32 protein-coding genes are annotated in these 26010 nt (G+C 70.1%); 1 reads left to right on the top strand and 31 read right to left on the bottom strand.

The features are described 5' to 3' along the window. Positions 1 to 123 precede the first annotated feature (123 nt). Positions 124 to 330, bottom strand: a complete 207-nt coding sequence (locus ACTVZO_RS05550; RefSeq protein WP_443297295.1) for a hypothetical protein — start codon at positions 328 to 330, stop codon at positions 124 to 126. A 165-nt stretch (positions 331 to 495) separates the two neighbouring features. Here ACTVZO_RS05550 and ACTVZO_RS05545 point away from each other — a divergent pair, with 165 nt between their 5' ends. Next, positions 496 to 729 carry a helix-turn-helix transcriptional regulator gene (locus ACTVZO_RS05545; RefSeq protein ID WP_443297294.1) on the top strand — a complete coding sequence of 78 codons (234 nt, stop codon included), beginning with the start codon at positions 496 to 498 and terminating at the stop codon, positions 727 to 729. A 43-nt stretch (positions 730 to 772) separates the two neighbouring features. Here ACTVZO_RS05545 and ACTVZO_RS05540 read toward each other — a convergent pair whose 3' ends face one another. The 30 genes from ACTVZO_RS05540 to ACTVZO_RS05395 form a co-directional block, all read right to left on the bottom strand. Further along, the gene (locus ACTVZO_RS05540; RefSeq protein ID WP_443297293.1) at positions 773 to 901 is read right to left on the bottom strand and encodes a hypothetical protein; all 129 of its coding nucleotides are present in this window, start codon (positions 899 to 901) and stop codon (positions 773 to 775) included. A 16-nt stretch (positions 902 to 917) separates the two neighbouring features. Further along, positions 918 to 1472 carry a glycine-rich domain-containing protein gene (locus ACTVZO_RS05535; protein ID WP_443297292.1) on the bottom strand — a complete coding sequence of 185 codons (555 nt, stop codon included), beginning with the start codon at positions 1470 to 1472 and terminating at the stop codon, positions 918 to 920. A gap of 657 nt (positions 1473 to 2129) precedes the next feature. Next, positions 2130 to 3299 (bottom strand): helix-turn-helix domain-containing protein, encoded by a 1170-nt coding sequence (locus ACTVZO_RS05530; RefSeq protein ID WP_443297291.1) that lies wholly within the window; start codon positions 3297 to 3299, stop codon positions 2130 to 2132. A 38-nt stretch (positions 3300 to 3337) separates the two neighbouring features. Further along, positions 3338 to 3979: an HAD family hydrolase gene (locus ACTVZO_RS05525; RefSeq protein ID WP_443297290.1), complete on the bottom strand. Its 642-nt coding sequence runs from the start codon at positions 3977 to 3979 to the stop codon at positions 3338 to 3340. 692 nt (positions 3980 to 4671) lie between these two features. Next, positions 4672 to 5019, bottom strand: coding sequence for a hypothetical protein (locus ACTVZO_RS05520; RefSeq protein WP_443297289.1), 348 nt, complete (start codon positions 5017 to 5019; stop codon positions 4672 to 4674). A gap of 13 nt (positions 5020 to 5032) precedes the next feature. After that, entirely contained in the window at positions 5033 to 5416 is a 384-nt protein-coding gene (locus tag ACTVZO_RS05515; RefSeq protein ID WP_443297288.1) for a hypothetical protein, read from the bottom strand. A 3-nt stretch (positions 5417 to 5419) separates the two neighbouring features. After that, positions 5420 to 6394, bottom strand: coding sequence for a hypothetical protein (locus tag ACTVZO_RS05510; RefSeq protein ID WP_443297287.1), 975 nt, complete (start codon positions 6392 to 6394; stop codon positions 5420 to 5422). Between the two features lie 64 nt (positions 6395 to 6458). Then, positions 6459 to 7001: a hypothetical protein gene (locus tag ACTVZO_RS05505; protein ID WP_443297286.1), complete on the bottom strand. Its 543-nt coding sequence runs from the start codon at positions 6999 to 7001 to the stop codon at positions 6459 to 6461. Continuing rightward, on the bottom strand, positions 6998 to 7534 hold the full coding sequence (locus ACTVZO_RS05500) for a hypothetical protein (protein ID WP_443297285.1): 537 nt from the start codon (positions 7532 to 7534) through the stop codon (positions 6998 to 7000). Before ACTVZO_RS05500 ends, ACTVZO_RS05505 begins: the two co-directional genes overlap by 4 nt. Before the next feature lie 8 nt (positions 7535 to 7542). Further along, the gene (locus tag ACTVZO_RS05495) at positions 7543 to 9852 is read right to left on the bottom strand and encodes a carbohydrate binding domain-containing protein (protein ID WP_443297284.1); all 2310 of its coding nucleotides are present in this window, start codon (positions 9850 to 9852) and stop codon (positions 7543 to 7545) included. Further along, entirely contained in the window at positions 9849 to 12269 is a 2421-nt protein-coding gene (locus ACTVZO_RS05490; RefSeq protein WP_443297283.1) for a hypothetical protein, read from the bottom strand. Before ACTVZO_RS05490 ends, ACTVZO_RS05495 begins: the two co-directional genes overlap by 4 nt. 132 nt (positions 12270 to 12401) lie before the next feature. Continuing rightward, positions 12402 to 12830, bottom strand: coding sequence for a hypothetical protein (locus ACTVZO_RS05485; protein ID WP_443297282.1), 429 nt, complete (start codon positions 12828 to 12830; stop codon positions 12402 to 12404). Between the two features lie 13 nt (positions 12831 to 12843). After that, entirely contained in the window at positions 12844 to 13347 is a 504-nt protein-coding gene (locus ACTVZO_RS05480; RefSeq protein WP_443297281.1) for a hypothetical protein, read from the bottom strand. Positions 13348 to 13349: 2 nt separating this feature from the next. Continuing rightward, positions 13350 to 14336, bottom strand: coding sequence for a phage tail tube protein (locus ACTVZO_RS05475; RefSeq protein ID WP_443297280.1), 987 nt, complete (start codon positions 14334 to 14336; stop codon positions 13350 to 13352). Next, entirely contained in the window at positions 14336 to 14542 is a 207-nt protein-coding gene (locus tag ACTVZO_RS05470) for a hypothetical protein (RefSeq protein WP_443297279.1), read from the bottom strand. The genes ACTVZO_RS05475 and ACTVZO_RS05470 overlap by 1 nt, the downstream gene beginning before the upstream one ends. A 14-nt stretch (positions 14543 to 14556) precedes the next feature. Beyond that, on the bottom strand, positions 14557 to 15021 hold the full coding sequence (locus tag ACTVZO_RS05465) for a hypothetical protein (protein ID WP_443297278.1): 465 nt from the start codon (positions 15019 to 15021) through the stop codon (positions 14557 to 14559). Next, positions 15022 to 15858, bottom strand: coding sequence for a hypothetical protein (locus ACTVZO_RS05460; protein ID WP_443297277.1), 837 nt, complete (start codon positions 15856 to 15858; stop codon positions 15022 to 15024). It abuts the gene before it with no gap. 13 nt (positions 15859 to 15871) lie between these two features. Next, positions 15872 to 16282: a hypothetical protein gene (locus tag ACTVZO_RS05455; protein WP_443297276.1), complete on the bottom strand. Its 411-nt coding sequence runs from the start codon at positions 16280 to 16282 to the stop codon at positions 15872 to 15874. Beyond that, on the bottom strand, positions 16279 to 16566 hold the full coding sequence (locus ACTVZO_RS05450) for a hypothetical protein (protein WP_443297275.1): 288 nt from the start codon (positions 16564 to 16566) through the stop codon (positions 16279 to 16281). Before ACTVZO_RS05450 ends, ACTVZO_RS05455 begins: the two co-directional genes overlap by 4 nt. A 61-nt stretch (positions 16567 to 16627) precedes the next feature. Further along, entirely contained in the window at positions 16628 to 18118 is a 1491-nt protein-coding gene (locus ACTVZO_RS05445; protein WP_443297274.1) for a phage major capsid protein, read from the bottom strand. Positions 18119 to 18120: 2 nt separating this feature from the next. After that, positions 18121 to 19122: an HK97 family phage prohead protease gene (locus ACTVZO_RS05440; protein WP_443297273.1), complete on the bottom strand. Its 1002-nt coding sequence runs from the start codon at positions 19120 to 19122 to the stop codon at positions 18121 to 18123. Then, positions 19122 to 20495, bottom strand: coding sequence for a phage portal protein (locus ACTVZO_RS05435; protein ID WP_443297272.1), 1374 nt, complete (start codon positions 20493 to 20495; stop codon positions 19122 to 19124). The genes ACTVZO_RS05440 and ACTVZO_RS05435 overlap by 1 nt, the downstream gene beginning before the upstream one ends. Before the next feature lie 175 nt (positions 20496 to 20670). Next, on the bottom strand, positions 20671 to 22173 hold the full coding sequence (locus ACTVZO_RS05430) for a terminase (protein WP_443297271.1): 1503 nt from the start codon (positions 22171 to 22173) through the stop codon (positions 20671 to 20673). Beyond that, a complete protein-coding gene (locus ACTVZO_RS05425; protein ID WP_443297270.1) occupies positions 22133 to 22393 on the bottom strand; it encodes a hypothetical protein in 261 nt (86 codons plus the stop codon). The genes ACTVZO_RS05430 and ACTVZO_RS05425 overlap by 41 nt, the downstream gene beginning before the upstream one ends. Before the next feature lie 270 nt (positions 22394 to 22663). Then, positions 22664 to 23104, bottom strand: a complete 441-nt coding sequence (locus tag ACTVZO_RS05420; RefSeq protein ID WP_443297269.1) for an AAA family ATPase — start codon at positions 23102 to 23104, stop codon at positions 22664 to 22666. 6 nt (positions 23105 to 23110) lie between these two features. Continuing rightward, positions 23111 to 23395 (bottom strand): HNH endonuclease, encoded by a 285-nt coding sequence (locus ACTVZO_RS05415; protein ID WP_443297268.1) that lies wholly within the window; start codon positions 23393 to 23395, stop codon positions 23111 to 23113. A 14-nt stretch (positions 23396 to 23409) separates the two neighbouring features. After that, entirely contained in the window at positions 23410 to 23988 is a 579-nt protein-coding gene (locus ACTVZO_RS05410; protein WP_443297267.1) for a hypothetical protein, read from the bottom strand. 84 nt (positions 23989 to 24072) lie between these two features. Next, complete coding sequence (locus ACTVZO_RS05405; RefSeq protein ID WP_443297266.1) at positions 24073 to 24372, bottom strand: hypothetical protein; 300 nt, start codon at positions 24370 to 24372, stop codon at positions 24073 to 24075. Next, positions 24366 to 25391: a hypothetical protein gene (locus ACTVZO_RS05400; RefSeq protein WP_443297265.1), complete on the bottom strand. Its 1026-nt coding sequence runs from the start codon at positions 25389 to 25391 to the stop codon at positions 24366 to 24368. The genes ACTVZO_RS05405 and ACTVZO_RS05400 overlap by 7 nt, the downstream gene beginning before the upstream one ends. A gap of 9 nt (positions 25392 to 25400) precedes the next feature. Continuing rightward, complete coding sequence (locus ACTVZO_RS05395) at positions 25401 to 25790, bottom strand: hypothetical protein (protein WP_443297264.1); 390 nt, start codon at positions 25788 to 25790, stop codon at positions 25401 to 25403. Between the last annotated feature and the right edge of the window lie 220 nt (positions 25791 to 26010).

Here is a 26010-nt window from a genome sequence, read left to right as displayed (position 1 = left end):
CGCTCTGCGGAGGATCCTCTCCCGGCCGGCACTGGCCGACGTGGCGCAGGGGCGTCGCGAGGCGGCGTGAGGGCAGCACGAAGCCCCGGGGTGCGGATGCCCCGGGGCTTGTTCTGTAGAAGGTCAGGTCGGGTCGATGAGTTCCCCGATCAGCTGGAGGGCGTCATCGAGGGCGCTGCGGAGGCTCTCGATCATGAGGATGGAGGCGCCAGGTCCGAGGGTGGCGAGGTCGGCGACCCTGGACTGGGCGAGGGCGCGCTTGTCGGCGTCGTGGCGGAGGTGCTGCGATGAGCTGAGCCGCGGTCGGCGAGAGTCCGGCAAATCGTGCACTTTGTATCACCCTGGGTTCTCGTTCTTAGCACCTCTGTCAGCACCCTTACGGGTTCAAGCCACTGGCGCAATGGGTTTCGGTCATGTGATTGGTATGCCCACCCAATCGTTAGATTTACCTGGCCAGGTAAGGACAATCCGCCAAGATCACAACAACGTGGTCGGGTGCAAATCGATCCGCCCGACTGGGTACTCGCCCGCCGCCGGGCCATCGGCGCACGCATCCGAGCCGCCCGCAACGATGCCGACCTCACGCAGGAGGCTCTCGGCGAGAGGGTCGGAATCGACAACAAGACGGTTCACCGGATCGAGTACGCGGTGTCCGACCCGAGCCTCACCGTTCTCCTCGGCATCGCGAAGGCCTGCGGCATTCCCCTTGCGGAACTCGTACGCGAGTAGCCCCGGCCGACGGGGGGATTGCCGGCCGGGGCGGTCTCGCGGGTCAGGACTCGTCGGGCTCCGGCACCATGAATCCGCGCACCAGTTGTGGCCCCCGCCGGTCCGGCTCGGCCTGCTGCTCGCGCAGCTCGGCGACGGCTTCGGCGTACCTCGGATCGATCCACTCGTTCATGCGCGGAGCCTACGCCTCAGCCCTTGGGCTTCGGAATGATGACGATCGGTCCCTCCGGGCCCGAGTGCTGGCAGTTCGCCGCCACGGAGACCGCGGTGTCGGTCGGTCCGCGCCACAGCTCGCGGTCGACGGTGTAGCCAGCTGCCTCGATGGCGTCGATCGTCTGCTCGATGCTGCCCTGCGAGCGTCGGCCCGGGTCGGGGCGCTCCGGGATGTGGTGGACGAAGCCGCCCAGCCGCGCGCACAGGCTCTGGTATAGGCCTGTGTGCAGGATCAGAGCGTGCCAGCCCTCGTCGACCACGCGGGAGGGTACGAGGCCGCCCTCGGTACGTGCGGCGGTGGCCAGGAACGCGAGCGCGTCGACCAGGATGCGGCCCGCGAGGAAGGGGTCCATACCGGGGTTGTTGTCCAGGATCGTGTGCATCACCGCGTTGAAGTCGGCGTCGGAGAGAGCGGCGCGCGGGCTGGCCGGTTTGGCGACCAGCGTGGTGCTGCTGGTGTACGCGGGGGGCGGCGAGGGCTCACCCTTGCCAGCGCTGCACGGAGGCGGGGGAGGTACGGGCGTTGCCATGGTTTCTCCTTGGAGTCGGAGTGCAGGGTCAGCGGATGCCGGTCCGGCCGCCGCGCGGGCAGCCGTCCTCGTGGATGGTGGCGCCGCCCTCGGGGCCGCCCCCGGTAACGGGAGTAGCGCCGCAGCGGGGGCATTTGGCCGGGGCGGGAGGGCCCGGGCGTGCGGTCATTGGAATGCCTCCGGGGCTGGGCAGGACCACACCTCGGTGTTGAGGGTGTGGACGCCCTGCCGACCCGGGACGATGCCGCGCGGCACGGCTCCGGTGGTGAGCTGGCGACCGCACGACACGCAGGCCCGGCCGAGGTACTGGTCGTGGGTCAGCAATGACACGGACGCCGGAAGCGGTGCCCGGTCGCAGCGGCCCGTCATGCAAGGTCCCCGGCGGCCGTGTCGCAGCACGGGTTGCACTTGACGATCGGCCACTTCTGGGTGAAGCCGCGGACAGAAGCTTCCCCGGCCGGGACGAGTTCGGTGCTGACGGCCCCACAGTCCCAACAGGCGTGGCCGTGGAGACGCGCGATGCTGACATCGCCAGCGGATACGACTGGGTTGGTGCTCACGAGGCCGTCCCATCTGCTCGTCTGGTGCGGGCAGAGAGAGAATGACCGTCGGGAAGGGGTGTAAGTACCACACCATGTGGTACCCGCAGCGGTTGACTCAGACGGCGCCGATCCACTCGGCGAAGCTGCTGAGAGACTCGGCGTCGGCGCGCTTGATCCTGCGGATCTTCTCAACGTCCTCGCGGGCCCACGGATGCTCGCGGACATGCTGCGGCGCCAGCCGGCGGGCCACCTTCAACGACTCGAACGCCGCATCCGGCTGGCCAGCCCACAACTGGGCACGGCCCACCTCCACGTAGAACCCGGACTGCCGCTCGGCCGGAACATCACTGCCGGGCTTCCAGGCGCGGGCCACGTCCAAGGCCCGGCCGATGTGGTGCTGACCCAAGCTCACCGCCACGGCCACCTCGTGGATCCGGACGCTCGACGGGCCGAACGCAGTCCCAAGGTAGACGCCCTCGGCCAGGCCGCCCGCGAGCACTCCGGCCCGGGCGAGGTGGGCGTAGGCGGCCTCCGCGGCGCCAGCCCGGGCGGCGACGACAGCGGTGCGCATGAACAGGGCGCCGCGGGCCGCGGCCGCAGCGGTCGTCTCCGGCGCCGGCGACGCGTCCAGGGCCTGCTCCAGTGCCGCCTGCCCGACCCGGTAGGCGTGCGCTGCCAGATAGGTCTCGGCGCTCGTGTACGCCACCGACGCCCGGAGCACGGGGTCATCGGCCTGCACCGCGGCCCACCGCATCACGTCGATCAGCCGGGCAGACAGGTCGTGCGCCCCGTACTTGTAGGCCACCGCGTCCGCGCAGCGGGCCGCCGCCGCCACGAGCCGGGCCGCATCCTCGCGCTGCTCCCCGGCCGAGTGGTGCAGCAGTGCGAGCGTGTCGCGGAGCAGGCCCGGAGCGACCCCAGCGATCAGCCCGTACTGGGCCGCCAGCCGCTGCGCCACGGCGGCCGCCACCTGCTGCCGCAGTTCCTCCCGGCGGCGGGCCGGCCGGTCGAGGCGAATGTCGTAGCCCGCGATGGCCGCGGAGATCGACGGCAGTGCAGCATGCACCCGGTGTGCGGTGCCTGCGAAGGCGGGGTCGAGGCGGGCCGGGTCCACGCCGAGGGCGGAAGCGATCGACTCCAACGTGGACGGGCTCGGCGCGCGGGTGCCCTGCTCGATGTGCCGGATCATGCCGAGGGACAGGTGCGCGGCGGCAGCGAGGTCGCGTTGCGTCATGCGGCGGGACTGGCGCCGCGCCGCGATACGGTGCCCGGGGTGGTCGGCCATACGGGAACCGTACCGCGCGGTGAACTGGCCGTCTGCCGCTACGGGTTGACGATCGACAGCAGGTCGAACAGGGAGTCGATGGAGTAGTCCGCGGCGCCCGTCGCCCGCACCTCGTCGGCCCACCAGAACCCCCACGGGCCCCGCCGAAGGTGCGCGGTCGCCAACCCCGCCGCCCGCGCCGGGCCGATGTCGTTCGCCGGATGGTCGCCGACGTACAGCGTCTCGGCGGCCGGCGCCCCGGACAGCTCCAGCACCCGGTCGAAGAACTCCCGCGACGGCTTGGCCACGCCCCAGTCGCCCGACACCGTCACCACGTCCGCGGGCAGATCGAGCGCCCGCAGCATCGCGCCCGCCTTCGGCGACTGATTCCCCGCGATGACAACCCGCGCGCCAGCGGCCCGGACCGCGGCCAGCGCTGGCCGTACGTCGTCGTACAGGTCGCCCTCGTCGAGCTGCTCCCCGCGGCCAGCAGTCTCCCGGGCGGCGTACTCGGCCGCGACATCGAGGCCCGGTCGGAGCAGGCGGAGCGCGTCGGCGTTGTCCCGGCCGTCGACGACGACGGCGCCGACGAGCGCGGACAGGGTGTGTCGTGGGACGCCGAGCCAGTCGGCCCAGGCAGCCCAGTAGCGGTCGTCTCGGGTGAGGGTCTCGCCGATGTCCAGCACGACAGTCCGAATCATGCCCGCCAGCGTACGGGGCCCGGACACGCAGAAATCGCCCCCTCCGCCCGAAGGCGAGAGGGGGCGGTGTGCTTACGGATACTGGCGACGGAACGGATCCAACGCAGCCTCGGGTACAGGCTGCTGTGCCGGCGGGGGAGCCCCCGTACGCCGGCACACCAACGCATCAGGATCACCGGCAGGCGGCTGGAGCGAGTAGCCCTCCGGACAGGGCTGACCATCACGGCCGTCGGCCCCCGGCGGGCCCTGCTCACCCTGGGCACCCGCAGGCCCGGGCTCGCCCTGCGGCCCCGGTGGACCGGTCGGCCCGGCAGCCCCCGCCCCCGTCGGCCCGACCGACCCGACCACACCGGGACTCCCCGATGGTCCAGGCGGACCCGACGGCCCCGGAGAACCGTCAGCCCCGGGAGCTCCCATCGGCCCCCGCTCCCCGCGCGGACCAGACGGCCCCACCATCCCGTGGCCCGGCTCGCCCCGACTCCCCGGCGGGCCGGCCACCGGCGACGCCCCCAGCCGCTCCACCTGCGTAGCCAGAGCATCCCGCGCCAGGTTCGCCGCACGGAGATCATGGCCCAGGCCCTGCATCAGGATGACCAGGAACGCGAACCCCGCCAGCCCCAGCGCAGCGACGGCAGCGAACGCGACGTCGGTACGCCGATGGTGCCGCGGCCGGACCACCCCGTGGCGACGCTTCATGACCCGGCCCCCCGCGCGTTGATGTACACGGTGAGCAGCAGCATCAGCACGGGGGCGATGATCGCCGTGAACGCCAGGCGCCGGTCGGCTGCCCGCCGGTCGGCGAGCTTCTGTGCATCCTGGCGGGCCTTGTCCGCTTCCTGCTCGCGCGCGGCCTCGATCGCCTTGACCCGCTCCAGCACGATCGCGGCCTGCCCGTCGCGGGCTTGCTGCTCCAGCTGGTACCGCTCCATGCTGACCTTGCTGTCGAGCCGTAGGCCCAGCTCACGGAAATCCTCCTTCAGGTCTTGGCGGACATCCTCGAGGCGACGCATCACCTCGCCGAGCGTCGGGTCATCGGCCACGCGTGCGCTCCGTTCAGACTGCTTGCGGCGGCGCCGACTTGACCGGGCTGCCCTGCTCGATCGCCAGCGCGGCTACCGGGGCGGTCACCTCCCGGCGCATGAGCAGGGCCACGGCGCCTTCGACGGCGGCCATCCAGAGCGCCTGCTGCTCTGCCGCCATGTGCAGGCCGAACGCCATGAACAGGGCGATCGCGCCCTGGGCGAGGTTCACGATGCTCGCCGCGGCGGCGCCGGTGCGGAGCACGATGGCGGTGGCGAGCGCGACGATGAGGGAGAGGACGGCCATGATGGCGCCCTGCAGCGTGTCGGAGACGTCCAGGCCGTAGGCGGCGCTGAGCTTCAGGGTGACGCCGATGAGGGCCAGGATGTAGACGGGCTCGCGTCCGAAGATTCTCATGGGTCAGGACTCCTGCGGGGTCGGGGTTCCAGTAACGGTGACGTCCACGTCGATGACCGCGGCCGCGATGGCGCGCTCAACCGCGGCGACGATCGTGTCGGTGTCGACGTCGTCGTGCTGGCCGAGCAGACCAGCCAGGGTCTGTACGGTGGCGGACAGGCCTGCGAGCTGTGCCTTGACGTTGGTGAGCTCGGCATACAGGACGTTGTGTCGAGCGTCGGAGTAGCCGAGGATGTCGGCGGCTGAGACCTCCCGGCCGTCCGGGAGGCGGACCTTGAAGCTCCACAGGTCTGCGGGGGTGGGCATGTCGTCCTCCTCGGACGTCGGGGGCGTGGTGCCGGAGACGAGCTGCCGGGCGTAGGCGAGGACGAGGTCCATGCGGGTTGCGCCGGGGTCGCCGTGGTCGTTGCCGTCGGGGACGTGCATGTGGCCGCAGTGCCCGCGGAAGCCAGCCCACTCGGCGAGCGTCATCCGGGCCCGGCTGTTGCCGTAGCTCGTCGGGTACGGCAGCCACGGCCGCGGCGTCGAGGACAGCGGTACGCCGTGCTCGGTGTGCAGCCACGCCACGTACTTGGCGTACTCGCGCAGCAGCCAGTCGGGGGCGTCGGGCCAGTAGATGTAGTCGACGCCCGCACGGCGGCTGCCCCAGCTCGTGCGGCGTGCGGGGTCGCACGATCCGACGAGTTCGACCTGGTGGCAGTTGTTCCGGTTGGTGCGCACCGAGGTGTTCGAGTTGTCGACCAGCGCGCGGGCGGACATGTCCGCGGGGAAGTGCGCATACACCTTGATCCGCTTGTCCGGGATGACCGGGAGCAGCGTCGAGTTGGGGGCGCTGACACCGCCGTCGTAGTCCGGGAGTGAGGTGCCCTCGGTGGTGTGGGTGACGCAGCAGTTGATCTCCTGCATCACCCCGGGGTAGCGGCCGTCGTACCGGTACGCCGTCGAGGCCCCGGGGTAGAACTGGGCACCGGTGGACATGAGGGCCTCCAGGCATGAGGAACGCCCCGGCCATCGGCTCGGGGCGAGGGGTATGAGAGGGCGGTCAGGTGACGCGGTACAGACGCAGCCACGACCCGGCGTACACCGTCGTCGCCGTCCCGTTCGAACCGTCCTGGGCCCAGCGCATCTGCATCGTGCCAGCGGTAGCCGCCACGGTCAGATAGCCGCGCAACGTCGCGGCCGTATGGAGGCCGCCGGTCCCGTAGGTACCGACGGACATCGAGCCGCTGGCGGTCGTGTTCGACGTGTACTTCTGAGTCGTCTCCGACACCACGTTGCCGAGGGGACCCCAGCGCAGCACCGCGCTCGCGGGGAGGGTGAAGTCCATCTTCAGACTGCCCGCGCCGAAGGCTCCGTCGTAGTCGACGAACCCGTCGAACAGGTACGTGCTGTTGGCTGCGACCGAGAGAGCCAGGTGAGGGTCGTTGGCCAGAGACGTTGTCGATGTGCGTGCGGTGTTCCCGGACTTGACGACGTGCAGCATCCCGTTGATCAAAGCGTTGATCTGATCGCGGAGCTCCGCATTCAGCTGGGCTGCCGTGACCACCTCGCCAACGACCCAGGTGCGAGGCGTGGCCAGCATCATCTACGGCCTCCCTTCGGACCGGCTACCGGTTCCTCCGGGGCAGGCTCCTCGGGCTGGGGTTCCGCCGGCGTCGGCTCCGCAGGGGCAGGGTCCTCCGGCGGCCCCGGGTCCTTCCCCGGGCGCGGCGGCCGGGGCCGGTCCCATGCCGTGCTGTCGTCGTCGTGCCACCAGTTCCGCTCATGCGGTGCTCGCGCCGCCACCTCCGCCTCGGCCAGCTCCGGCTTCTGAGGGAACACGACCCGCGCCCAGCCGTAGCCGCACTCCGGGCACGCGAACCGTGGATCATCCGGGGTGACCACCTGCGCGCTGCCACATGGGCAGTCGCCGACCCACCTGCCGTGGTTGATCCGGGCGTAGATACTCGCGCCGATCAGCGTGCCCGCCGGCGGGGCGACACGGCGCTGCATCTGCTGCTCGTACCACCGCCACACCCGCTCCGCTGGCGGGACCAGGTCCCACGCATCGGGGCGGCTGCTGGGGGGCGGGGTGTAGAAGTGCTGGGCCCGCCGCACCGGGGTGTCTCGCTGTCGCACCAGGCCTCCTAGTAGCCGAGCCGGGTCGTGGACCCGAGGACGCTGTACGTGTTGGAGTCGAGCGTCCACGCCGCATCCGTCAGCCCCCGCGAGGTGTGGAACGCGATGAGGTGGGACTCCTGGCTGATGTCCTCGACGTAGCCCTCCACCCGGGCGGTCACCGTGTCGGACGGCGCCTCATCCGGCATGTCGGTGACTTCGAGCAGTGCGGAGATGTCCGCGTTCAGGAGCGCCCGGTAGGACGCGAGGGGGAGTGTGTACGCCTGGACGGGGAGCTCGCGCACCTCCGGCTGCCCGACGGCGTAGCGGGATACCTTCCAGTTCGCGGCATCCAGTACCTCGGAGTCCGTCATCTTCAGGATGGTGTCCTCCTTCGGCGCAGGGCCGAACGCCAGGACGGACTGGGCGGCGACGACACGCTGTGTGGCGCCGCCGGGCCGCGAGACCTTGTACTGGTTGACCAGCTTCTGATCGTCGTCAGCAAGGGACACGCCGTCGGTCTCCACGTCGGCGTATGCCAGGCTCAGCGCGACGGGGCTGGAGTAGCGGACGGTGCGGCTCTGGAAGAGCAGCGCATGCCCGTCACGGTGGCTGGCCAGCCGGCCGCCCTCCGTCGCCTCGACGACACGCATCATCTCCAGCGCGCTCGACCCACCCCGGCCCTGGGACGCGACCGGCGAGAAGTCACCGACCGCATCGAGGGCGACGATGCCCGCATAGCCGGCCAGGCGCATGACCCGGTCGTCGGAGTCCTCGCCGGAGTAGCCGGTGATCCCGGCGTCGTAGTGGGCGGCGATCACCGCGGGGACGGTGTTGCCGGTGTAGAGGACGACGTGGGCGACCGAGCCGTCCCACATCTGGTTCGGGTAGCCGGCCACGGACAGGTACTTCAGGGCGAGCATGGGTACGACCGTGACGGTGATCGGGGCGCCGCCGTCGATGTAGACGTGGTCGTTCAGCTCGTCGTACACGACGTGGTGCCAGGCCCCGTCGGCCAAGTTCACGGCGTTGACGGTGGTCACGGTCCGGGCGGCGCCCGTCTCGGTGTGCTCGATGACCAGATAGCCGGAGGCGTTCAGCCCGAACACGATCTCGTGCTGGAACGTGTCGCTCCTGATCGCCATGAAGTAGCGGCTGACGGTCGAGGTCTGGAACCACGCCTCCAACGTGATGTTCGTCAGGGTGGTCTGCTCCTCCGCATACGGGCCTAGGTGGGAGTCGAGCCGGATCCCGTTCGACGCGTTGACCGGGGCGAACTTGAGCACTTGCGCCTCGGTGGCCGCAGGGCCGGCGGCCTCGGCGAAGGTGACGGTGCCGCCGCTGCCGACCTGCGCCTGAACCAGGCTGCCTGCACCCGTGCCGCCGATATCCCCGGCAGACGCCGAGGTCGACGGCTCTGTCAGCGGGTAGTAGGCGACCGGGTTCAGCTGCTTGATCTCCTCGGCGAGGAGTGATTCCAGCTGCGGCTGCTTGGACAGCGCCTTGAAGAAGTCCGTCGCCGACAGGCTCACCTCGCCCTGCAAGCCCTTCCAGCCGGAGTTCCACTGGTTGACCAGACCGTAGAACCGCCAGTGGATCTCAGCGCCGTCGTCATCGAACGACGTCGCCGACGACCCGACCTCCAACTGCACGTCGTCCAGCCACACCTGATCCCCGAACGTTGGGGACGTGAGCGACGTGGTGAGCTGCACCGTGTGGCTGGTGCTCGTCGCCGTGAACGTCTTGGTGATCTGCGTCCACGCGTTGGTGACTGCGGACGCGGTGCCGGCACTGCCGCCGTCGATCAGCCAGCGTACCGCCGGGTCCCCGACGGGTACCCACACCCAGCCGGACAGGGTGTAGGTCTGCCCGACGTCCAGGCCATACACGGTCTGCTCGACGACCCCACCGGTCCCGGTGTTTTCCCAGGCCACGAGAAGGGAGTAGGTCCCCGAGTGGGCGCGGGCGGTGTCCGGCAGGGCAGCGAACACGGGCGTGAACACGCTGTTCTCCCAGCCCTCCATGCTGTCGTCCTCGAAGGCGGGCGTGCGGATGTGGTTCTTCCCGGCGAGGGTGACGATGCCCAGCTGGATCGGGCAGCTGGGCCGCACGTAGGGGTAGTACGGGCTCGTCGCCAGCCCGGCCGAGAACCGGCCATCCGCGTTGTCGAGCGTCACGCTCAGGGTGCTGGGCTGGGTCTGCGCCAGCTCGTCGGAAGCGCCGCGGGTGCAGCGGATCCCCTTGGCCAGGTCGACCCACTGACTGATGTCGGTCCAGGTGACCGAGGTGGCCATCGACGCGAAGCCGAAGGCCACCCGCAGCACAGGTCTGATCGTCACCTTGAGAGCACCCCCGCCGGTAGGCCGTAGGACCGCTGGAGTTTCAGGAGCATGCGCTCCAGCTGCTGCGCGACGGCGACCGGGTCCATGGCGCCTTCGACGGTGATGTGGTTCTGGATCACTGTGCCGCCCTGCATGCGCGCAGCTGGCAGGGATCCGCCGCCCGCCGACATGCCGGCCGTAGCCAGCGATTCGCCGCGCCTCAGGGCGTCCAGGCTGGCGACACCCACGCGGTCCACGACCGAGGCCGGGAGCACGTATTCGCGGTTGGACAGCATCGCGGGGATGCTGTCGGAGGTGGTGGTTCCCGGTCCCTGGACCAGGCCGCCGGTGCTGTACTCGCGGCCGCCGGAGGGGCGGTAGGGGGAGCCCGTCGTCTTGTAGTGGGTGGTGACGGAGATGTTCACTGTCTTGTCCCGGACCGAGGCGATTTCGCCCTTGGCCTCGGCGATCTTCCGTTCCAGTTCGTCGATGTGAGCCAGGAGCTTGGCCCGCTTCTCCGGGGGCACCGAGGCGAGCTGGCCCTTGGCTACAGCGAGCTGGCTTTCCCAGCTGCTGATATTCATCTTCAGCCGGTTCTCGGAAAGTCGCGGCAGCACGCTATCCGCGAATGCTTTTGTCTTGTCTTCCGCCGACTGGAGGCCGGTAAGGAACCCGGTCTTGAACTTGTCGAACTCGGTCGACGCGAGCTGTAGTTTTTCGCCGACTCCGGGAATCCAGCCGAAAGCAACCTTGGCGCCACCCAGGATTGCATCGAAAGCGCCGAGGATGATGATCGACATAAACTTGGCTGCATTCACCAGGGCCGGAAGGTGTCGGATGAATCCCTCGGCTATGGTGAGCATGACGTTCGCGCCGATACGGGCGTATTCCATGAGCCCGAGTTTGTTTTCCTGGACTAGCGTGTGCAGCCGCTGTAGCGGGCCACGCACGTTCTCGACGCTCGTGCCCGCCGGGAGGAAGGCCTCCACGACGGCCTTGCCCGCGTCCTTGAAAGCGGAGCCCATCTCCTTGCCGATGATCCAGGCAGTTCGGATCCCGAACGACAGGTCGTCCATCACGGGCTTCAGCCCGCGGGCCGCAGCGCCGAGCATGTCCATCGCCCGGCTGCCGACATTCCCGAAGAGCGTCATCTGCTCGCCGAGGAACGGCCCGAAGGTCCGCGACACTTCGCCCGACAGGCGGCCGAGTGCGGGCAGCAGGTTGTTGATCATTCCGAAGAGGCCGTCGAGGAACTTCGAGGAACCCTCGACGCCCCGCTCCATCCCCTGAAACATGCCAGGCAGACCCTTGGCCAGCAGATCACTCAGGCCACCGGAAAGAGACCGCAGGGTCGGCTCGCTTTTCGCACCGAAATCAATGAACCCGCGCGTCAGCCCACCCAGTCCACGAGTCAGGTCCTTGACGAAAACATTCCCCAGCTCAAGAACCCGCGTGAAATCCTTCTGGAATCCAGCATCCTTCATCAGGCGGCCCACCCCGGCCGCAGCGTCCCCGAACCCCTTACTCATCTCGGTCATCGCCGTGCCGAGAATCTTCACGAACGGACCGGAATCCTTCAGTGCCTGAGTAAACCCAGGAAGCATCACCTTCTGGATTTCAGGCGCGAGATCCGTGAACTTCTTCTTCGTCTCGACGAGCGTCTCAACGAATTCACGAGCCGGGGGCGGCAGGGCTTTCAGCGCAGCCGCATACTCCTTCTTCCCCTTGGTCGCAGCCTCCATCGCCCCGCTCACACCACGGAACCCGAGCGACATCGTGCCCGCCGCCACACCCAGCCCCGCGACCATCGGAACCAGGGCGCCGATCGACGGCAGGAACGACAGCGCGGCGATCGCGGCGACGGCCCCCATGGACCCGCCCATGCCGCCGCCCTTGCCGCCTATCTCCGCCCCCGTCTTGCCCGCCGCCTTGCCGAGGCTGGCAATCGACGGCCGTGCACGGTCCGCACCCTGACCCAGGTCCCGGACCGCGGCAGCGCTGCTCCGAGACTCGGCGCCGACGATCCGGATCTCCGGCGCCGTCCCCGCGGCCTGACGGGCCAGCAGATCAGCTGACGCCGCCGCCGACAGGAAACGGCCGCGCATGTCACGGATCCGGCCGCTGGAGTCTCGGGTGAACGTCTGAACCTGGTGGGCCGCCCGGTCGGCGGCGTCCCCGACCTGAGCAATAGCCGGGGCCGCCTGCCGCGCCTCGTCGCCGAGCGCGTCCGCTGCCCGGCCGGCGGAGTCCATGCTGCGTCCGAGCTCCTGAAGCCCGCCGCCGGCCGCGCGGGTGAACGCGCGGAGCTCGCCGCCGGACTCGTCGACTGCCTCGTTGATCCGGCGGTGGAACCGCTCGGCGGACTCCCCGATCCGGCGGAAGACGGGAGAAAGGTTGTCGTCGCCGTCGAGGATGAAAGCCATGCGTTCAGCCACTGGATGCCCCCTTAGCCGCGTCGGCCTGGTGTCGGTCGATCCAGTCGCAGTACGCGTCGAACTCGTCGACGGTCAGGAGGTCTACGTCCCTGGCGCCGAGGTTGAGCAGGTAGGCGAAGAGACCCAGGTACTTCAGGCGTCGGTCGGTGAGGTCTCCGTCGTCGGCTCTTTTGGGGAGCCCGCTGCTTCCTTCACGGCCAGGTCCACAGAGTCCGGGTCCTCGACGTAGGCCTTCATCTCGGCGATGGCCCGCGCCCGCTGTTCCTCGGGGAGGGCCACGATGTCCGCTGCGATACCGGCGATCTCCCGCGCGTCGAACTTGCTGGTGAGCTCGTCGATGAGCGGGTCGAAGTCCGACCACCGGAGCGTGGGAGTCTCCCGCTTGAGGAGGACCCAGACGACGCCACGTAGTGCGGTCGGGTCGTCGTCGCGGACACCCCGCTTGATGTCGCCCCACTTCAGGTCCGTGGTGCGCTCGACGATCTGCGCCTCCGACGTGCGGACGGACCGGACGTCGAAGCGGCGCTGCTCGCCGTCCTCAGGGCTGTACAGGATGATCAAGGTGTGCTCCTGGCTATTCGAGGCGCTGGCGGACGTCACGCAAGATCCGCTCGATCTCGCGCTCCATACGGGGCCGGTGCTGGCGGATGGTGGACTCCCACCACAGGGGGGTGGTGGTCTGCGTGGCCCAGCGGCGCCGGTTGCCGAACACGGGGTGCCGGATGCGGCCGGTGTTCATGACCTTGGGCATGCCGCGCAGGTCGGGCGGCAGGGCAGCGCGGTCGATCCAGATCCGGGCGCCCGGGTTGCCGCCGGTCCGGACCGAGATGCGGATCGCCGCGGCGATCGTGGCGCGCAGGGGGCGCGTCGTCGGGGATGGGCCGCCGCGGCCGGCGGCGCCCTGGCTGCGGATCGGCAGCCCCCGCACGGTGCGCTGCAAGTCGTTCCGCAGGGGCTCGGCTGCTCGCCGGATGCGGCGGGTCATCGCCGCCCGGACCGGCGGCCCCGCCGCGGCGTTGAGCCGGCGCGACAGCTCAAGCAGGGCGCCGGTGTTCATGATCCGGATGTCGCGGGTCACGGCTACACCGCGGTGTCGGTGGACATGTACTCGATCGATGCCGGGTTGGTGCCGTCGTACAGCGCAGTGAAGCTGTAGCTGGGCTTGATGACCTCGAACCCGTCGATCACCGGCGGCGCCTCATCGATCTTGATGGCGGGCAGGGTGATCCGGAACGTCTCGGCGTAGCTGGTCTCGATCGTCGGGCCGACGAACTCCCAGACCAGCGACGTTGCCGCGTCCGACGTGTGCAGGTCGTCCAGCGTCGTCGCGACGTAGTCCGTCTCGATCGTGCCCGTGATCTTGACCAGGTCATTCGCGATCGGCTGAGCTTTCAGCCCGGACGCCCCGGCGTAGAACCGGTCTGTCGCCATGGGCCGCTCGATCTTGATGCTGACCTTCCGCACCCCGTCCAGCGCGGCCTCGGAGTCGAACGTGCCGGTCTTGACCGCCATCTGCCCGAAGTGGAACGGGCGCCGCGACGGGTAGGAGGCGCTGGCCAGAGACTGGCTCTCTGAGCAGTCCCGGCCGTCGATCTCCCACGACGACATCAGCATGCCGCCGACCTCGCACGAAAACTCCGCTCCGACGACCTTGCACCCGACGAAGGACTTGTCGGTGACCGTGCCCGTGGTCAGCGGCACGCCCTTCTGGATCGTCAGGAACTTGCCCCAGCTGTCCGCCAGGTTGTGGGTCTGGAGATACGCGGCCGTCGACTCCTGCTGAGCCGGGGTGACCGTCGTCCCCATCAGCGCCTGAAGGAGCAGGCCCATCCCCGAGTTCGTGACCTCCATGTCGATGGAGCCCGCGACCTCCTTCTGCGTCAGGACACGCCGCGCCGACAGCGCCATCAGCCGCCCGGCCGCCACGCCAGCGGACTGCTCGGTGGTCTTCTTGAGGACCAGCGATTCCTTCGTGAACTCCAGGAACCTGGTCGGCGCCACGTAGGTGCCGTAGGTGGACTCGGCGACGATGCCGAGCTGGCCGCCGAGGCCGGATCCGATCGCCATCAGTCGTCACCCTTCACGGTCTTGGCCGCGGCCTTCTTAGGCGCGGACGTCCTGGGTTCCTCGACGGGCTCCCAGTTCACGGGCTGGCAGACGTAGCCGTCGTACCGGGCATCCGGCACCTCGACGACCTCGTCCGGCTGGACAGTGCGGCTGCCGAGCTCCGGCACCGTCACCGGCACCGGACCGACATAGCGGACCTTGGCCATGTGGATCTCCTTGATCAGATGCGGGCCCGGCAGCGGACCGTGAAAGAGAGCCCAGCCAGCGCCCCGTCGGACTGGGTCTGGAACAGATCGGCGGCAACCAGGTGCGCCCACAGCACGGTGCCGCGCAAGGTCGGAGCCTCCGGCTCGGCATCGGTGGCACGCAGCGCGTTCTCCACCTCGGCCAGCAGCGCGAACGCCTGCCGGCGCTGCACGCCCATGTCGGCGCCGCCCGAACGGGACTCGAGGTAGCAGCCGATGTCGAAGTCCTCGTCGCGGGTCCGGGCGCCGGCAGAGTTGAACTGCTGCGTCATCGACACCGCGGAGTCCGCACCCGGCTGGTAGCAGACGAACAGCAGGTCACCGGTGGGCAGGTTGTTTGTGGGAGGCCCGTCGAAGACGCGCACCGAGTGCAGGCCGGGCGCCGCACGGAGGATCTCCGCCAGAGCATCGACGGCGGCCGGGACTGCCGAGGTGGCCATCTACCCCACCGCCGGCGGCAGGCGGTGCGGCTCCATCAGCTGCATCGCCCGGTTTGGGATCGCGTACCCGAACCCTGCGATCGGCTCCGTCACGGCGAAGTCCTCGCCGCCGCCCAGACCGGCCAGCGCCCGCGACGCCCCGTACTGGGTGCGCCACAGGTGCTGGAGGATGATGCGCGCCGCCGACGAGAGGTTCGCCGGTACGACGGTGCGCCCCGCCACGTAGGTGATCCGGAGCAGCCCGTGCAGCAGGCCGCCGTCAAGGCGTCGCAGGATCCCATTGCTGTCCACGGTCAGGGCGACCGCATCGTAGGAGGGGCTGCCGGTCAGGACCTCGACCGCCGAGGTGACCGACAGGACCGGTACCCGGCGCAGCGCCAGTCGCGGGACGCCGCCCCTCTGGATGTCGTAGTCGTCGACCACCGTCCGGCGCACGACCGGCCCGCAGAAGCTCTCCACGAGCTCGGTCACCGACTCCAGCCAGCCGCGCATCTGCTCGTCAGCCGCCGTGTCACCAGCGGGTATCTGAAGGTGCCGGCGACCGTCGGCCAGGGACAGGATGAGCGGCGGCGCGGCAGCCCGCACATCGAACATGTCGGTGAACGCTGCGCCCGGGGTGGTGAAAAGCCAGCGGACGCCGTGGCGGCCTGCCTGGACGGTCGGATAGTCCACCCTGTATTCACCGGCGCTGGCGGGCGGGTTGGTCACGCTGGGCGTGGCCGTGGTCCCGTCCGGCAGTGTGATGGTGAGGGTGGCGGCGGAGGCGTTGGTGAGGGTGCCGCCCGGGTCCCGGCACTCAGCTGTCAGGCGGACGGTGTCACCGAGATCGAACGGCACGGCTCATCACCCCCTACGCGCGGACCGGCGGCCGCGTGCGGCCCCAGCCCAGGAGCACGATCGCCCCGTAGGCGCCGCCGGTGGACGGGCTTCCCGTCACGGTGGACACCACCCGGAGGTACCGCTGGTGGCCGGTGTAGCCGATCTCGTGAGTCCGCTCGTCGTTCGACGAGGTGACCGCAGGCTCAGAGCCCTGAAGGAACTCGGCGGTAACAGCCGTCCAGTCCGATCCGTTCGGTGAGTCCTGGACCTCGATGGTGTGGGTGCCGTCCGTGACGGTCCCCACCGGCAGCACGACCATCGCCGACCGGGCGGCGTCACCGTGCACGAGGAGGTCAACAGCCGAGCCCTCGACGGTGGTGTCGTGCACGGCGGGCAGGATCGATACCCGCGAGACGATCGTGTTGTAGACGCTGTTCCTCACGGCGACTCCTCGGCGTCGTCAGTGGCGGCGCCCTTGCGTCCGCCGCGGCCTCGACCGCCGGCGGTCGGGCGGGGCAGGGTTACGGCCCGCTTCTCGGCCGGTTCCGCAGTAGCCGACTCGGCTCCGCCAGGGCGCCGGGCCATGTGGGTGTTGATGTCCTCGAACAGGGCCTCGCGGCCCGAGATGAGGGGGTCGTCGGAGTCCATGAGCTGGCCGACTGTGATCACGACGGGCATCCCGTCGCGGTAGGCGACGAACGATGCGGTGCACCGCTTGATGGGCATGACGCGTTCCTCTCCTGCCAGAGGGCGGCCCCGCGACGGGGGCCGCCCAACTGGGCACGTGTCAGGCCGTGGTGGCCACGTTGAGGACGCGGAACGCGGCGTCGTTCACGGAGTCGGCGCCGACGCGGTAGTACGCGTACCAGCCGCGCTGGCCGGTCGGCCGCTGGTTCGCCCCGACCAGGTGCGGGAGGAACTCCACGGTCATCCCGATGCGGTCGGCGATCACGTAGTTCGAGAAGTCGCCGTACAGCAGCAGGAAGTTGTCCGCGGTCGCAGCCGCCGAGAACGCGCCGTCCATGTCCTCGGACTCCAGCGCCCGCCGGCCGAGGAGCATCGGCGGGACGTCCGCTCCGATCCGCTCCCACAGCTGCGCCCCGCCCTGGGTGTCGAACTGGCGGATCAGGTTGTAGATCGCCCGGTTCGCCATCCACGACGCGCCCTGCCGGTAGCGGGCGGGCAGGGCCCCGTCGACCTTGTAGACGTCAGCCGCGGCGAACGTCTCGACTGTGGTCGGGGAGACCACGCTGGAGCCGCCGGCGAGGGCGGTGATGATGCCGGTGGGCTGGCCGGAGCCGGAGCCCGTGATGAACGCTGCGGCCTCCAGGGTGTCCCGGCCGAACGCCAGCAGCCGCGCCACCTCCTGGGTGACGTTCGCCTCGTCCTCCAGGGCCTCGATGCTGATCGGCACGAAACCGGCCGCCTTGTGGACCGGCACGGTCGGCTGGGCGAAGGTCGTGCTGTCGTCGGAGACCTGCGCGGCTTCCGCGTCCCAGCTCCAGGACACCGCGCCGGAGGAGACGCCGTTCCAGACGTCGCCGGTCGCGACGACCTGACGGGCCACGGTGCGCATGAAGTTCGCCGACCCGTTCGACGTGATGATCACCGTCGGGTCCAGCTGGAACGGGACGAGGTAGCCACCGGCCGAGTCCGTAAGCGACATGGCCCGCTCCAGGGCCCGCTGCTCCTCCGGCGTGATCATGTGGCCCTTGCCTGCGGCCATCTTCGACCACGCCCGCATGTACTCCGGCGAGGACGTCGCCAGGCACATCCGGGAGATCCTCCCGTCGCCGTCGTCCCACCGCTCGATGATGTCCGTAGCCGTGGACCGCACCCGGTCCGAGGCCCCGCCCATCTTTTGAACAGCGGACAGCGCACGGGCCCGCAGCTCGCGGCCGATCTGCGCCTTCGACTGGCCGAAGGTACGCATCTCGGACAGGTCCCACGGGTTGCGGAACCGGGCGTCCTCAACGGAGTCGGGGTTCAGGATCGGGTCCGCGTCGTAGCCGTCCTGGCCGAGCGACGTGCCGCCGGTAGCGCGGACGGCGGCGGCGGACGGGCGGCGGTCGCTGACCGTGGAGGCGGTACGGACCCGCTCCAGGGCGGCCATGCGCTCCAGCTGCCGGCGGTGCTGGTCGACCTCGCCGAACTCCCTGGTGAGCTCGTCGAACTGCTGCTCGTCCTCGTCGGTGAGCTCCGGCTTCGCGCCGAGGCGCTCCAGCTCGGCCTCAATGTCCTTCAGGCGGATCTTCGCCTGCGGGTGGGAGAGTTCCATGGTTACGCGTCCTTCGCGTCGATGAGCGCCAGCGTCTGGGCCATGCGGCCCCGGACCTCGCTGATCTGGGCCCGCAGGCGCTCGCTGGCAGGGGATGAAGACGGGTGCCCATCGGCGGGCGGCGCGTCAGTCGTGCTGGGGGCAGGCGGGTGCTCTGTAGTGAGCGGCGCGCCTTGGATATGGCGGAGGGAGTCCAGTACGGCCGCCGCCGTACGGTCGGGGTCGAGGTCGTCGCTGATGTCGACGACGAGGTGCGCGCCGCGCTGCAATTGCCCGGGTCGGCCGAACAGCAGCGAGGTGGCCACCTCGCGGCGCAGCTCGGGATCCTCCGGAACAGCGGGAGCCGCGGCGTCCCGGGCCAGGGACTGGCGGATCTTCCGGGTGGCGTGCCCGTCGTGCGCGAGCTCGTCGGCCATGCCGCGGGCCCGCACGGACACCTCGGTCCCGCCGTAGGCGGGGAACACCACGGGGCCGAGCTCGCGGCACTTCACCTCGATGATCTCCCGCTGGAGCGGCCCGCGGTCGCCGGGCATCCACAGCAGCTCACCGACCAGCTCGGGCGGAACCAGCTTCCCCGCGGCGTCGCGCCACTCCTCGCGGATTACCTCGAACCGGAACGACATGCCGTTCACGGTCTTCTCGGCGATCGCGTCCCGGATCGGCTGCATCAGCCAGTTGTCGGAGATCCGGCCCTCGACGTACAGGCCGTGATCGTCCTCGCGGAGATCGGTGATCGCGCCGATCGGGATCGACCCGATCAGCGGGTGCCGACCGTGGTCGAACTGCATGACCGGGGTCGACTCGCGGATCGTCTTCCGGAAGGCGCCCTTGCGGATGGTCTCCGTGAACGACCCCTCCCAGGAGTCGATCTCGGTGCTCTCGCCGAACACAGCGGCGTAACCGGCCAGGGTGCGGCCGTCATCGGCCTCCCCGTCCGGCGCCGCCTCGGCACGGAACGGCGCGGACCTCACCAGGTCGCGCGCGACGGCTTGGACTGTGCCCATCACGGGCCCTCCTCGTCAGTCGGTGGCGCCGGCGTGGCCGTCGGCAGGGTGGAGCCCGGGGGCTGGAGCATCACGGAGAACAGCCCGGTGTGGACCAGCAGGCTGAAGTCCTCGGAGTCGACCGCCCGGACCGCCGACTCCGCCTCGAACCCGGCGTCGACGAGCGATCGGAGGGTCTGCGCGCGCCGCCAGGCGATCTCAGCGGCGTCCTTGCGGTCCTCCCTCAGGAACGGGACGTCGCGGGGGTCGCACCACAGGCGGACGGAACCGCTCTTGCTGGAGAACGTCGGGCGGACCAGGTGAGCGAAGGACCCGGCGACGTTGGCCCACAGCGGGTGGATCGTGCCGTCAGCGAACCGGCGGCGCGCCTGGCTGTAGTTGGAGTACGTCGCGGCCGCCAGGCCCTCGGACAGGCCGACGATGACCGGCGGGACGCCGGCCGCGGCCGCGATGCGGGTCTCTCCAGCGCCCTGGACGCGGGAGAAGTCCATCTGGGAGAAGGAGTTGCCGACGACCTCAACATCGGCCCCACCGCCCAGATAGAGCGTCTTGTACGCGTTCGCTGCGCCCTTGTGACCGGCGTCCATCTTCGCGCGGAACCGCTCGAAGGCGTCCGGGGTGATCTCGCGCGGCATGGTCACGACGAGGTTCGGCGTAGCCGCGTTCTCGAAGAACTTCTGCTTGTGCGCGGACATCAGCCCGTCGCTGGTCGTCTCCCGGATGATCGGCGTCATCCACGACATGCCCCGGTAGGTGGCCAGAGGGTCCGGCCGTGGCGCGAAGTGCGCAACCTCGTCCGGAAGGAACGGGACCGGATCGGCACCGGAGTTCGGGCCGTTTTCGGTGTACAGGTAGCCGATCCGACGCCAGCCCAGCACCCCGTCGCGCATCCTGCGCTGCTCCAGCACGATCTGCACCCAGTCCGGGCGCATCCGCACCAGTTCATCCCCGTCACGCGCCCAGTAGCTGTTGCCGGCCAGGTCGGCATCCTGAATGACCCGCCCCAAGAGATCTTGCGTCGTGCCGCCCGGCCACGGCTGCTCTAGGAGCCTCAGATCGGCCGTCCCGAACATCTCCGACGGCCTGCCCTTGTTGATGCGCTGCCAGGTGAACCGGGTGCTGCTGAAGACGTCCTTCCGGACGTCCATACAGGCGCTGAGCACGCCGTTTCGTGCCGCCCGGACCGCGTAGGCCACAAAGTCGTTCGGAACGGGCTCTGTGGCCTGCCCGGGCATCGTCTGCTGGACGCCCTGCGGGTAGTACGCGGAGCCCCCGAACTGGAAGCTGTTGATGTAGTCCTCAAGGCTGGCGATCTGCCGCTCAGCCGCGGCGGCCGGGGGGCGGCCGCGGCTGGCTTGCCACAGGCTGGTCACGGGCTACCCCTCTCGGTACGCCGGGGCGGATCCACGTCAGCCAGGAGCAGGCAGTACGTCACGAGCCCCGCCCCGGCCGTCACCAGCCCGAAAGGCAGGCCCCAAGCGAGTCCGATGCCGACCGCGATGAGGATGCCGCCCCACGCCACACCGAGCCGCGCCCACACCACCCGGCTCACCCGAATACGGCCCACGGCTCCGGCTCCTCTACCTCGTCAACCCGAGTCCGCAGCCCCCACGCGGCCAGCGTCGAGGCCACCAGCGGGCTGATATCGACCGAGACACCACGCCGCGCCCACGCCCAGGCCTCGCCCAAGTCCCGCTTCCTCGCCCCGGCCAGCGCCGCGGCGAGCGGCGCCTGATCGAGATGAGAGAGGGTCTGCTCGGTGACGGCGTCGTAGAACTGGCCGCATGCCTGGGCAACTTCCCGAACCCGCGGCACGGTCACTGTGAGTCCGGCCCGCTCCAGGTCGGGGATCAGCGCCCCGGCCGGGCCGCCCGCATCGACGACCCACGCGCACGGATTCCAGCGTTCTTGCAGGTCAACGGCACGTTCCACGATCCATCCGACGCCAGGCCGGTGGTCGACTACCTCAACGTGGACGCCGGCCCCGGTGGTACCGGCCACCGCGATGGCAGCGTGTGACCGCTCAGGAGTCATGTCGATGGCGAACGCCACCGGGTCCGAAGGCTTCGACTCGGCATCGGCCAGCGCCCGCCACGCATCCTGGCCGATGACCGACCAGGTGTCGGCCCGGTCGGAGGGGTAGTCGCCCACGCCGAGCCGCTCCCGGCCGAACACCTCGGACGACATGGACAGCCGCTCTCGGGCCACGTGCTCCTCCGAAATGCGGATCCCGAACGCCGGGTTGGCCCGCGCCCAGGTTGCCGGGTCCGCAGGGTCGTCGTGCGCCGTGCAGTCGGCAGGGCACTCTGCAAGGTGCGGGTCGACCGACCACTCGCAGTAGGACAGCGCCGGGTCCGGGGGCCCTTCCTGGGAGTGGAGGGCCCGCTCCCGCAGTCGCCCGAGCTGCATGGACGGGCCGCCGATGCCTGCACTGCCGAAGTACCAGATCTGCGGGTTGGGCCGGGCGGACATGGTGGGCATCAGCGCGCCGACGGCCTCGTCGCCGAGGATCATCGCCTCGTCCCAGATGTTGCAGTCACCGGAGAAGCCACGCCCGGAGCCGCCGGAGCGGGCCAGGAACCGCAGGCGCTGCCCGGTGAGCAGCTCGACGCATTCCTCGCCGGTCGTCCGCCGTACTCGAGCGACCCGCTTGCGCAGGGTGTCGGTGTTGGTGACCAGGGCGACGATGCGGCGGAAGGCCTCGATGGCCGTCTTGAACTCGTGGGCCGAGTGGAGGATGAGCTCCTCGCCGAGGAGGAACAGCCCGGCCAGCTCCCGGGCCTCGATGATCGCGCCCTTGCCGTTCTGGCGGGGCACGTTGACGGCCACCTCGAAGGCGGCCCACCGGCCGTCGGCGCGCTCGCCGAGACCGACGTCGAGGACGTGCTGCTGCCAGGGGTCCAGCTGGAGTCCGGCCATCGCGGCCAGCTCCACAGCCTCCTGGCCGGAGGAGGAGACGAACGGGGGCGCGGTGAACAGGCGGGGCTTCTGGGAGCCGAGGCGCCCCAGGTCAGGCACCGCGCCGTGTGGCGCGTCGAGCAGCGAGGTCATCGAGGACGTCCCCCTCCGCCTGGCCGGGTGCGACGGCGCGCAGCTTGTCGAGGGTGGCCCGCAGCTCTCGGGCGACGGCTGCGGCGCTGGTCGGTGCGTCGGTCTCGTCGAGGTGCTTGGCGAGGGTGATCGCCAGAGCGCAGAGGCCGGGGGCGATGGTGGTGACGCCGAGCGTGATGATCTCGTCGCGAGTGGCCGTCTCGTTGTCGATCTTGGCCACCCCCAGTCACATACGGTGACGATCACGGAGAGTCGCTATTTACCGAGTTCGAAGTTCCCGGTGACTAGGGCGCTCATTTGAGGCACGCAAAAAATCGGGCGACAGGAGCGGTTTGGGTCGCCCTGGATCCCGATTTCTCGCGGGACCAGGTGCCACCCCCCTGTCGGGTCCGGCCCCTGCCTGTCACCCTTCGCGTTGATCATTTGATCGTGATCGCGATGGAGATCGCGGCGACTGTTCGGGTCGCGTGGTGGCTGCCGGCTTCCGGTCTCACCAGGCGCGCGATGCCTGGGCTGCCGTCGCCTCACCGACCGGCCGGCGGCGCTGGGTGTACCACCGGGTGGCTACCGCCTCCATGCCGGGGTGGCGCATGTCGCGGACGCGCTGCATGACGATGTCTCTGCCGGGGTCCACTACGACGATCTTGGCGCCGAGCCGGGTGTATCGGGCGGTGGCCTTCTGGCTGGGCATGGTGTGGATGAGGAAGACGTTCACCTTGTCGCGGTGGGTGACTGCTTCGTCGATGGCTGCGAAGCGGGCGCGGTGTGCGACCTTGAGTAGGGTCTCGTCGTGGTCCCAGGGCTTGGCACCGGGGCCGGCGAGGGCGAGGGCGATGCGGTCCAGGTCGATGACGATGTCGCCGGGGGCGGCGTGCGCGGTGATCCAGGAGGTCTTGCCTGCGGCTGGCGGGCCGGTCACGACGTAGAGCACGGCATGTCACCACCTGCGCGACGAGCCGTCGATACGGACGGTGAGCCGGTTCCCGCGGGCGCTGTTGCACCGCCTGTGCGCCGACCGGGCGTTGGCCGGGTCGAGGAGGTCTCCGCCCTTGGACAGGGGCAGGAGGTGGTCGAGGGTGAACGCCCACTTGTTGCGTCCGGCCTCGGGTCCGGTGATGTCGTAGAGGATGTCGTGGCCGCAGATCCAGCATGGCAGGCCGAGCGCCCGTTGCCGGGCGCAGAGCTCGCGGTAGGGGCGCCCGTTGCGGGGGTTGCCGGCCACGGGCGCCTCCTCGGCTACTTGGGCGGAATGACCCACTCTGCGGGCTCAGGGAGGACGCTGCTGGTGTAGAGGATCTTCGCCGGCCGTTGGTTGCCGGGGACGGCGAACACGGTCTTCCCGCGGATGCAGTCACCGGCCTTGATGTCGGCTTCCGACGGGTACTCGGGCTTGGGGAAGTCGCCGTAGGTGACGCCGCTCGGCTGCACGCGTGCGCCGTCGGTGTAGGCCAGGACCCAGGGGTTGCGGGTGACGCCGACGGTGCCCTTGGTGGAGCACACCTTGATCTCGATGGCAGCCCAGACGTAGCCGCTGGTGCCGAACTCCTCGTCGGCGGTGGTGCTGGCCTTGATGCCCTGCTCGTACCCGAGGACCGTGACGGTCGCGCCGGAGTCGGCGTCGTCGTTGCTGATGGTCGTCCCGAGCGCGCGTGGCGCTTCCGGGGTGGGGGACGGTGTCGGGGAGGTGGACGCGCTGCTTGCGGGTGCGGCCGGTGTGCTGGGCGCTGCTGGGGTGTTGGTGGTGCTGTTGCAGGCTGTGGCGGCGAGCAGGAGTACGGCGGCGGCCGTGGTGGTGATGGTGGTGCGGGTGTGCATGGGCCCCCCTGGCTGTGTCTGTGAGGGAGCATCATGCGCCGCCGGGGCCTGCCCGGCGGCGGGTGTTACCGGGTCGTGACGTGCTCAGACCACGGTGAGTGTGCCCGCGCGCCGAACGATGAGCTCATCGTTCGGGGGGTCGATGCGGATCCAGACGTGCCAGTCGCCGCGGCTGAGCGCCGTCTCGCCGCCTGCGGGGCCGATGAGGATGCGTGCGGTGGTGTCGTCCCACTCGCCGGTCAGCCAGTCGCCGGAGCTCGGGTTGGCGCGGTTGGTGTCGGGGAGGATCGCAAACTCGGGAGGTGTGCCGCTGAGGTCGACGCCGGCCGGTGAGGCGGTCACGTCGACACTGAGGTACTCGAGGCTGCTCGCGGGGATCACCACGGGGCACCGACCTCCCACCTGCTGTCCGGTCTCGCGACGGCCCACTCCGTGTAGAGCTGGCCGATGGTGACGCTGACGTCTGGATCGAAGACCTGAAGCGCGGGCGCGTGCACGACCGTGGTGGATCCGATGCGGGCCGGGGCCAAGGTCACCGCGCCCGGGGCGAGCGCGGGCGTGTGCAGCACGGCGGTGGGCTCGACGCGGCTGGGGGTGAGCGTGATGGTCCCGGGGGCGAGGCTGGGCGTGTGCAGCACTGTGGTGGACGCGAGGAGGCTGGGGGCGAGCGTGACCGTGCCGGGCGCCAGCGTGGGTGCCGGGATCGTCGCGGTGGGCTCGATACGGGCCGGGCTGGCTGTCTGCTCGGCGGGGGCGACCGCGAGTGTCCAAGCGGAGCCGAGCGCGGTCTGGTCGGCGCTCCAGGAGCGGGAGCCGATCGTGCCGGACACGGCGGTGTCGGAGTCGCCCCACGCACCGGAGCAGGATCCGGAGGCGGCGGTCGTGAACGCTTGCCCGCGGCGTGTGTGGCCTGCGGGGGCTGTCCATGCCGAGGTGTTGGGGCTGGTGGCGCCGCGGGAGTCCCAGACGACGCCGATCTCCCTGCTGGCCGCGCCTACGGAGCCGAGGGACGGGGTGGTCTTCGTGGTGGCCGAGGCGGAGGTGTTGGAGGTGGCGGTGACCGGCGCGGAGGCCAGGGCGCCGCGTACCCGGCCGAGGAGGAGGACTTGGCGGATGTTCCCGGTGTTCGGGGTGACGGTGATGAGTGCGCCGAGGTCTCCGGCTTCGGCGATGCGCCACCACAGCTGGGACATGTGTCCGGCTTGCGTGGCGGTGCCGAGGCTGGTCCAGGCGCCGGCGCCGCCGCTGATGGAGAAGGTGCGGCTGCCGGAGGGCATGACGCATGCGGCGAGGAGGAGGTCACCGGCGAGGACGCTGCCGTCGTTGGGGACGGTGGCGGCGGCCGAGCTGCTGGTGGAGAGGGTGACGGTGTCGGCGAGGTGTGCGAGTTGACCTACGGCCATGGCGCTACCTCACAGTGCGAAGATCCCGGAGGCGTTCCACTGGATGGTGATGTCGCCGCCGTTGGGGGTGACGGAGACGCCGTCGATGTAGGCGATGAGGTCGGCGGTGGCGTCGGAGCCGGTGTGTTTGTACAGGACGATCGCTTCGACGCTGTCGCCGGTGACGGCGCTGAAGGTGGTGTCGGCTGCGTCGAAGACGCCGCCGGTGGTGGTCTTGGAGCCGAGTGCGGAGGATACGGCGACGCGGGCTCCGCCGGGGACGTCGGCGAGGAAGTCGTGTGCGGCGCTGTAGGTGTAGTCGGCGGTGTCGACGATGACGGCGCGGATGTCGTCGGCGGCGAGGTCGATGTCTGCGGTGAGGAGCAGGGCCTTGAAGCTGGTGTAGAGCGCGCTGGCCATGCTGGCCTCCTAGGGGTTGGTGGGTTGCCGCCCGGGGCCCTCGTCCCGGGCGGCTGCACCCCGCGCCCACTCGCACCGAGTGGCTTGGGGACGCGGAAGGCCCCCACCGGGTGTGGTGGGGGCCTCGCGTCGGCTTGTTTCCGGGCATGCCGGAACTGGAGCCAATGATGGGGCACAGGTGTCCGGACTCGCAACTAGGTGGACTCAGGTGCCCTCAGGT

This window comes from Streptomyces sp. IBSNAI002 (genome assembly GCF_052244475.1).
In the GTDB taxonomy this organism is placed as follows: Bacteria; Actinomycetota; Actinomycetes; order Streptomycetales; family Streptomycetaceae; genus Streptomyces.
Note: the sequence above shows the minus strand (reverse complement) of the source record. Positions and strands in the feature narration are given on the sequence as shown.

Bases quoted from the DNA above. Each gene is read 5' to 3' on its own strand.
- ACTVZO_RS05540 (WP_443297293.1), bottom strand. From the start codon at position 901: ATGAACGAGTGGATCGATCCGAGGTACGCCGAAGCCGTCGCCGAGCTG.
- ACTVZO_RS05535 (WP_443297292.1), bottom strand. From the start codon at position 1,472: ATGGCAACGCCCGTACCTCCCCCGCCTCCGTGCAGCGCTGGCAAGGGT.
- ACTVZO_RS05530 (WP_443297291.1), bottom strand. From the start codon at position 3,299: ATGGCCGACCACCCCGGGCACCGTATCGCGGCGCGGCGCCAGTCCCGC.
- ACTVZO_RS05525 (WP_443297290.1), bottom strand. From the start codon at position 3,979: ATGATTCGGACTGTCGTGCTGGACATCGGCGAGACCCTCACCCGAGAC.
- ACTVZO_RS05515 (WP_443297288.1), bottom strand. From the start codon at position 5,416: ATGAGAATCTTCGGACGCGAGCCCGTCTACATCCTGGCCCTCATCGGC.
- ACTVZO_RS05510 (WP_443297287.1), bottom strand. From the start codon at position 6,394: ATGTCCACCGGTGCCCAGTTCTACCCCGGGGCCTCGACGGCGTACCGG.
- ACTVZO_RS05505 (WP_443297286.1), bottom strand. From the start codon at position 7,001: ATGATGCTGGCCACGCCTCGCACCTGGGTCGTTGGCGAGGTGGTCACG.
- ACTVZO_RS05475 (WP_443297280.1), bottom strand. From the start codon at position 14,336: ATGGCGATCGGATCCGGCCTCGGCGGCCAGCTCGGCATCGTCGCCGAG.
- ACTVZO_RS05470 (WP_443297279.1), bottom strand. From the start codon at position 14,542: ATGGCCAAGGTCCGCTATGTCGGTCCGGTGCCGGTGACGGTGCCGGAG.
- ACTVZO_RS05465 (WP_443297278.1), bottom strand. From the start codon at position 15,021: ATGGCCACCTCGGCAGTCCCGGCCGCCGTCGATGCTCTGGCGGAGATC.
- ACTVZO_RS05450 (WP_443297275.1), bottom strand. From the start codon at position 16,566: ATGCCCATCAAGCGGTGCACCGCATCGTTCGTCGCCTACCGCGACGGG.
- ACTVZO_RS05445 (WP_443297274.1), bottom strand. From the start codon at position 18,118: ATGGAACTCTCCCACCCGCAGGCGAAGATCCGCCTGAAGGACATTGAG.
- ACTVZO_RS05440 (WP_443297273.1), bottom strand. From the start codon at position 19,122: ATGGGCACAGTCCAAGCCGTCGCGCGCGACCTGGTGAGGTCCGCGCCG.
- ACTVZO_RS05430 (WP_443297271.1), bottom strand. From the start codon at position 22,173: ATGACCTCGCTGCTCGACGCGCCACACGGCGCGGTGCCTGACCTGGGG.
- ACTVZO_RS05410 (WP_443297267.1), bottom strand. From the start codon at position 23,988: ATGCACACCCGCACCACCATCACCACCACGGCCGCCGCCGTACTCCTG.
- ACTVZO_RS05400 (WP_443297265.1), bottom strand. From the start codon at position 25,391: ATGGCCGTAGGTCAACTCGCACACCTCGCCGACACCGTCACCCTCTCC.
- ACTVZO_RS05395 (WP_443297264.1), bottom strand. From the start codon at position 25,790: ATGGCCAGCGCGCTCTACACCAGCTTCAAGGCCCTGCTCCTCACCGCA.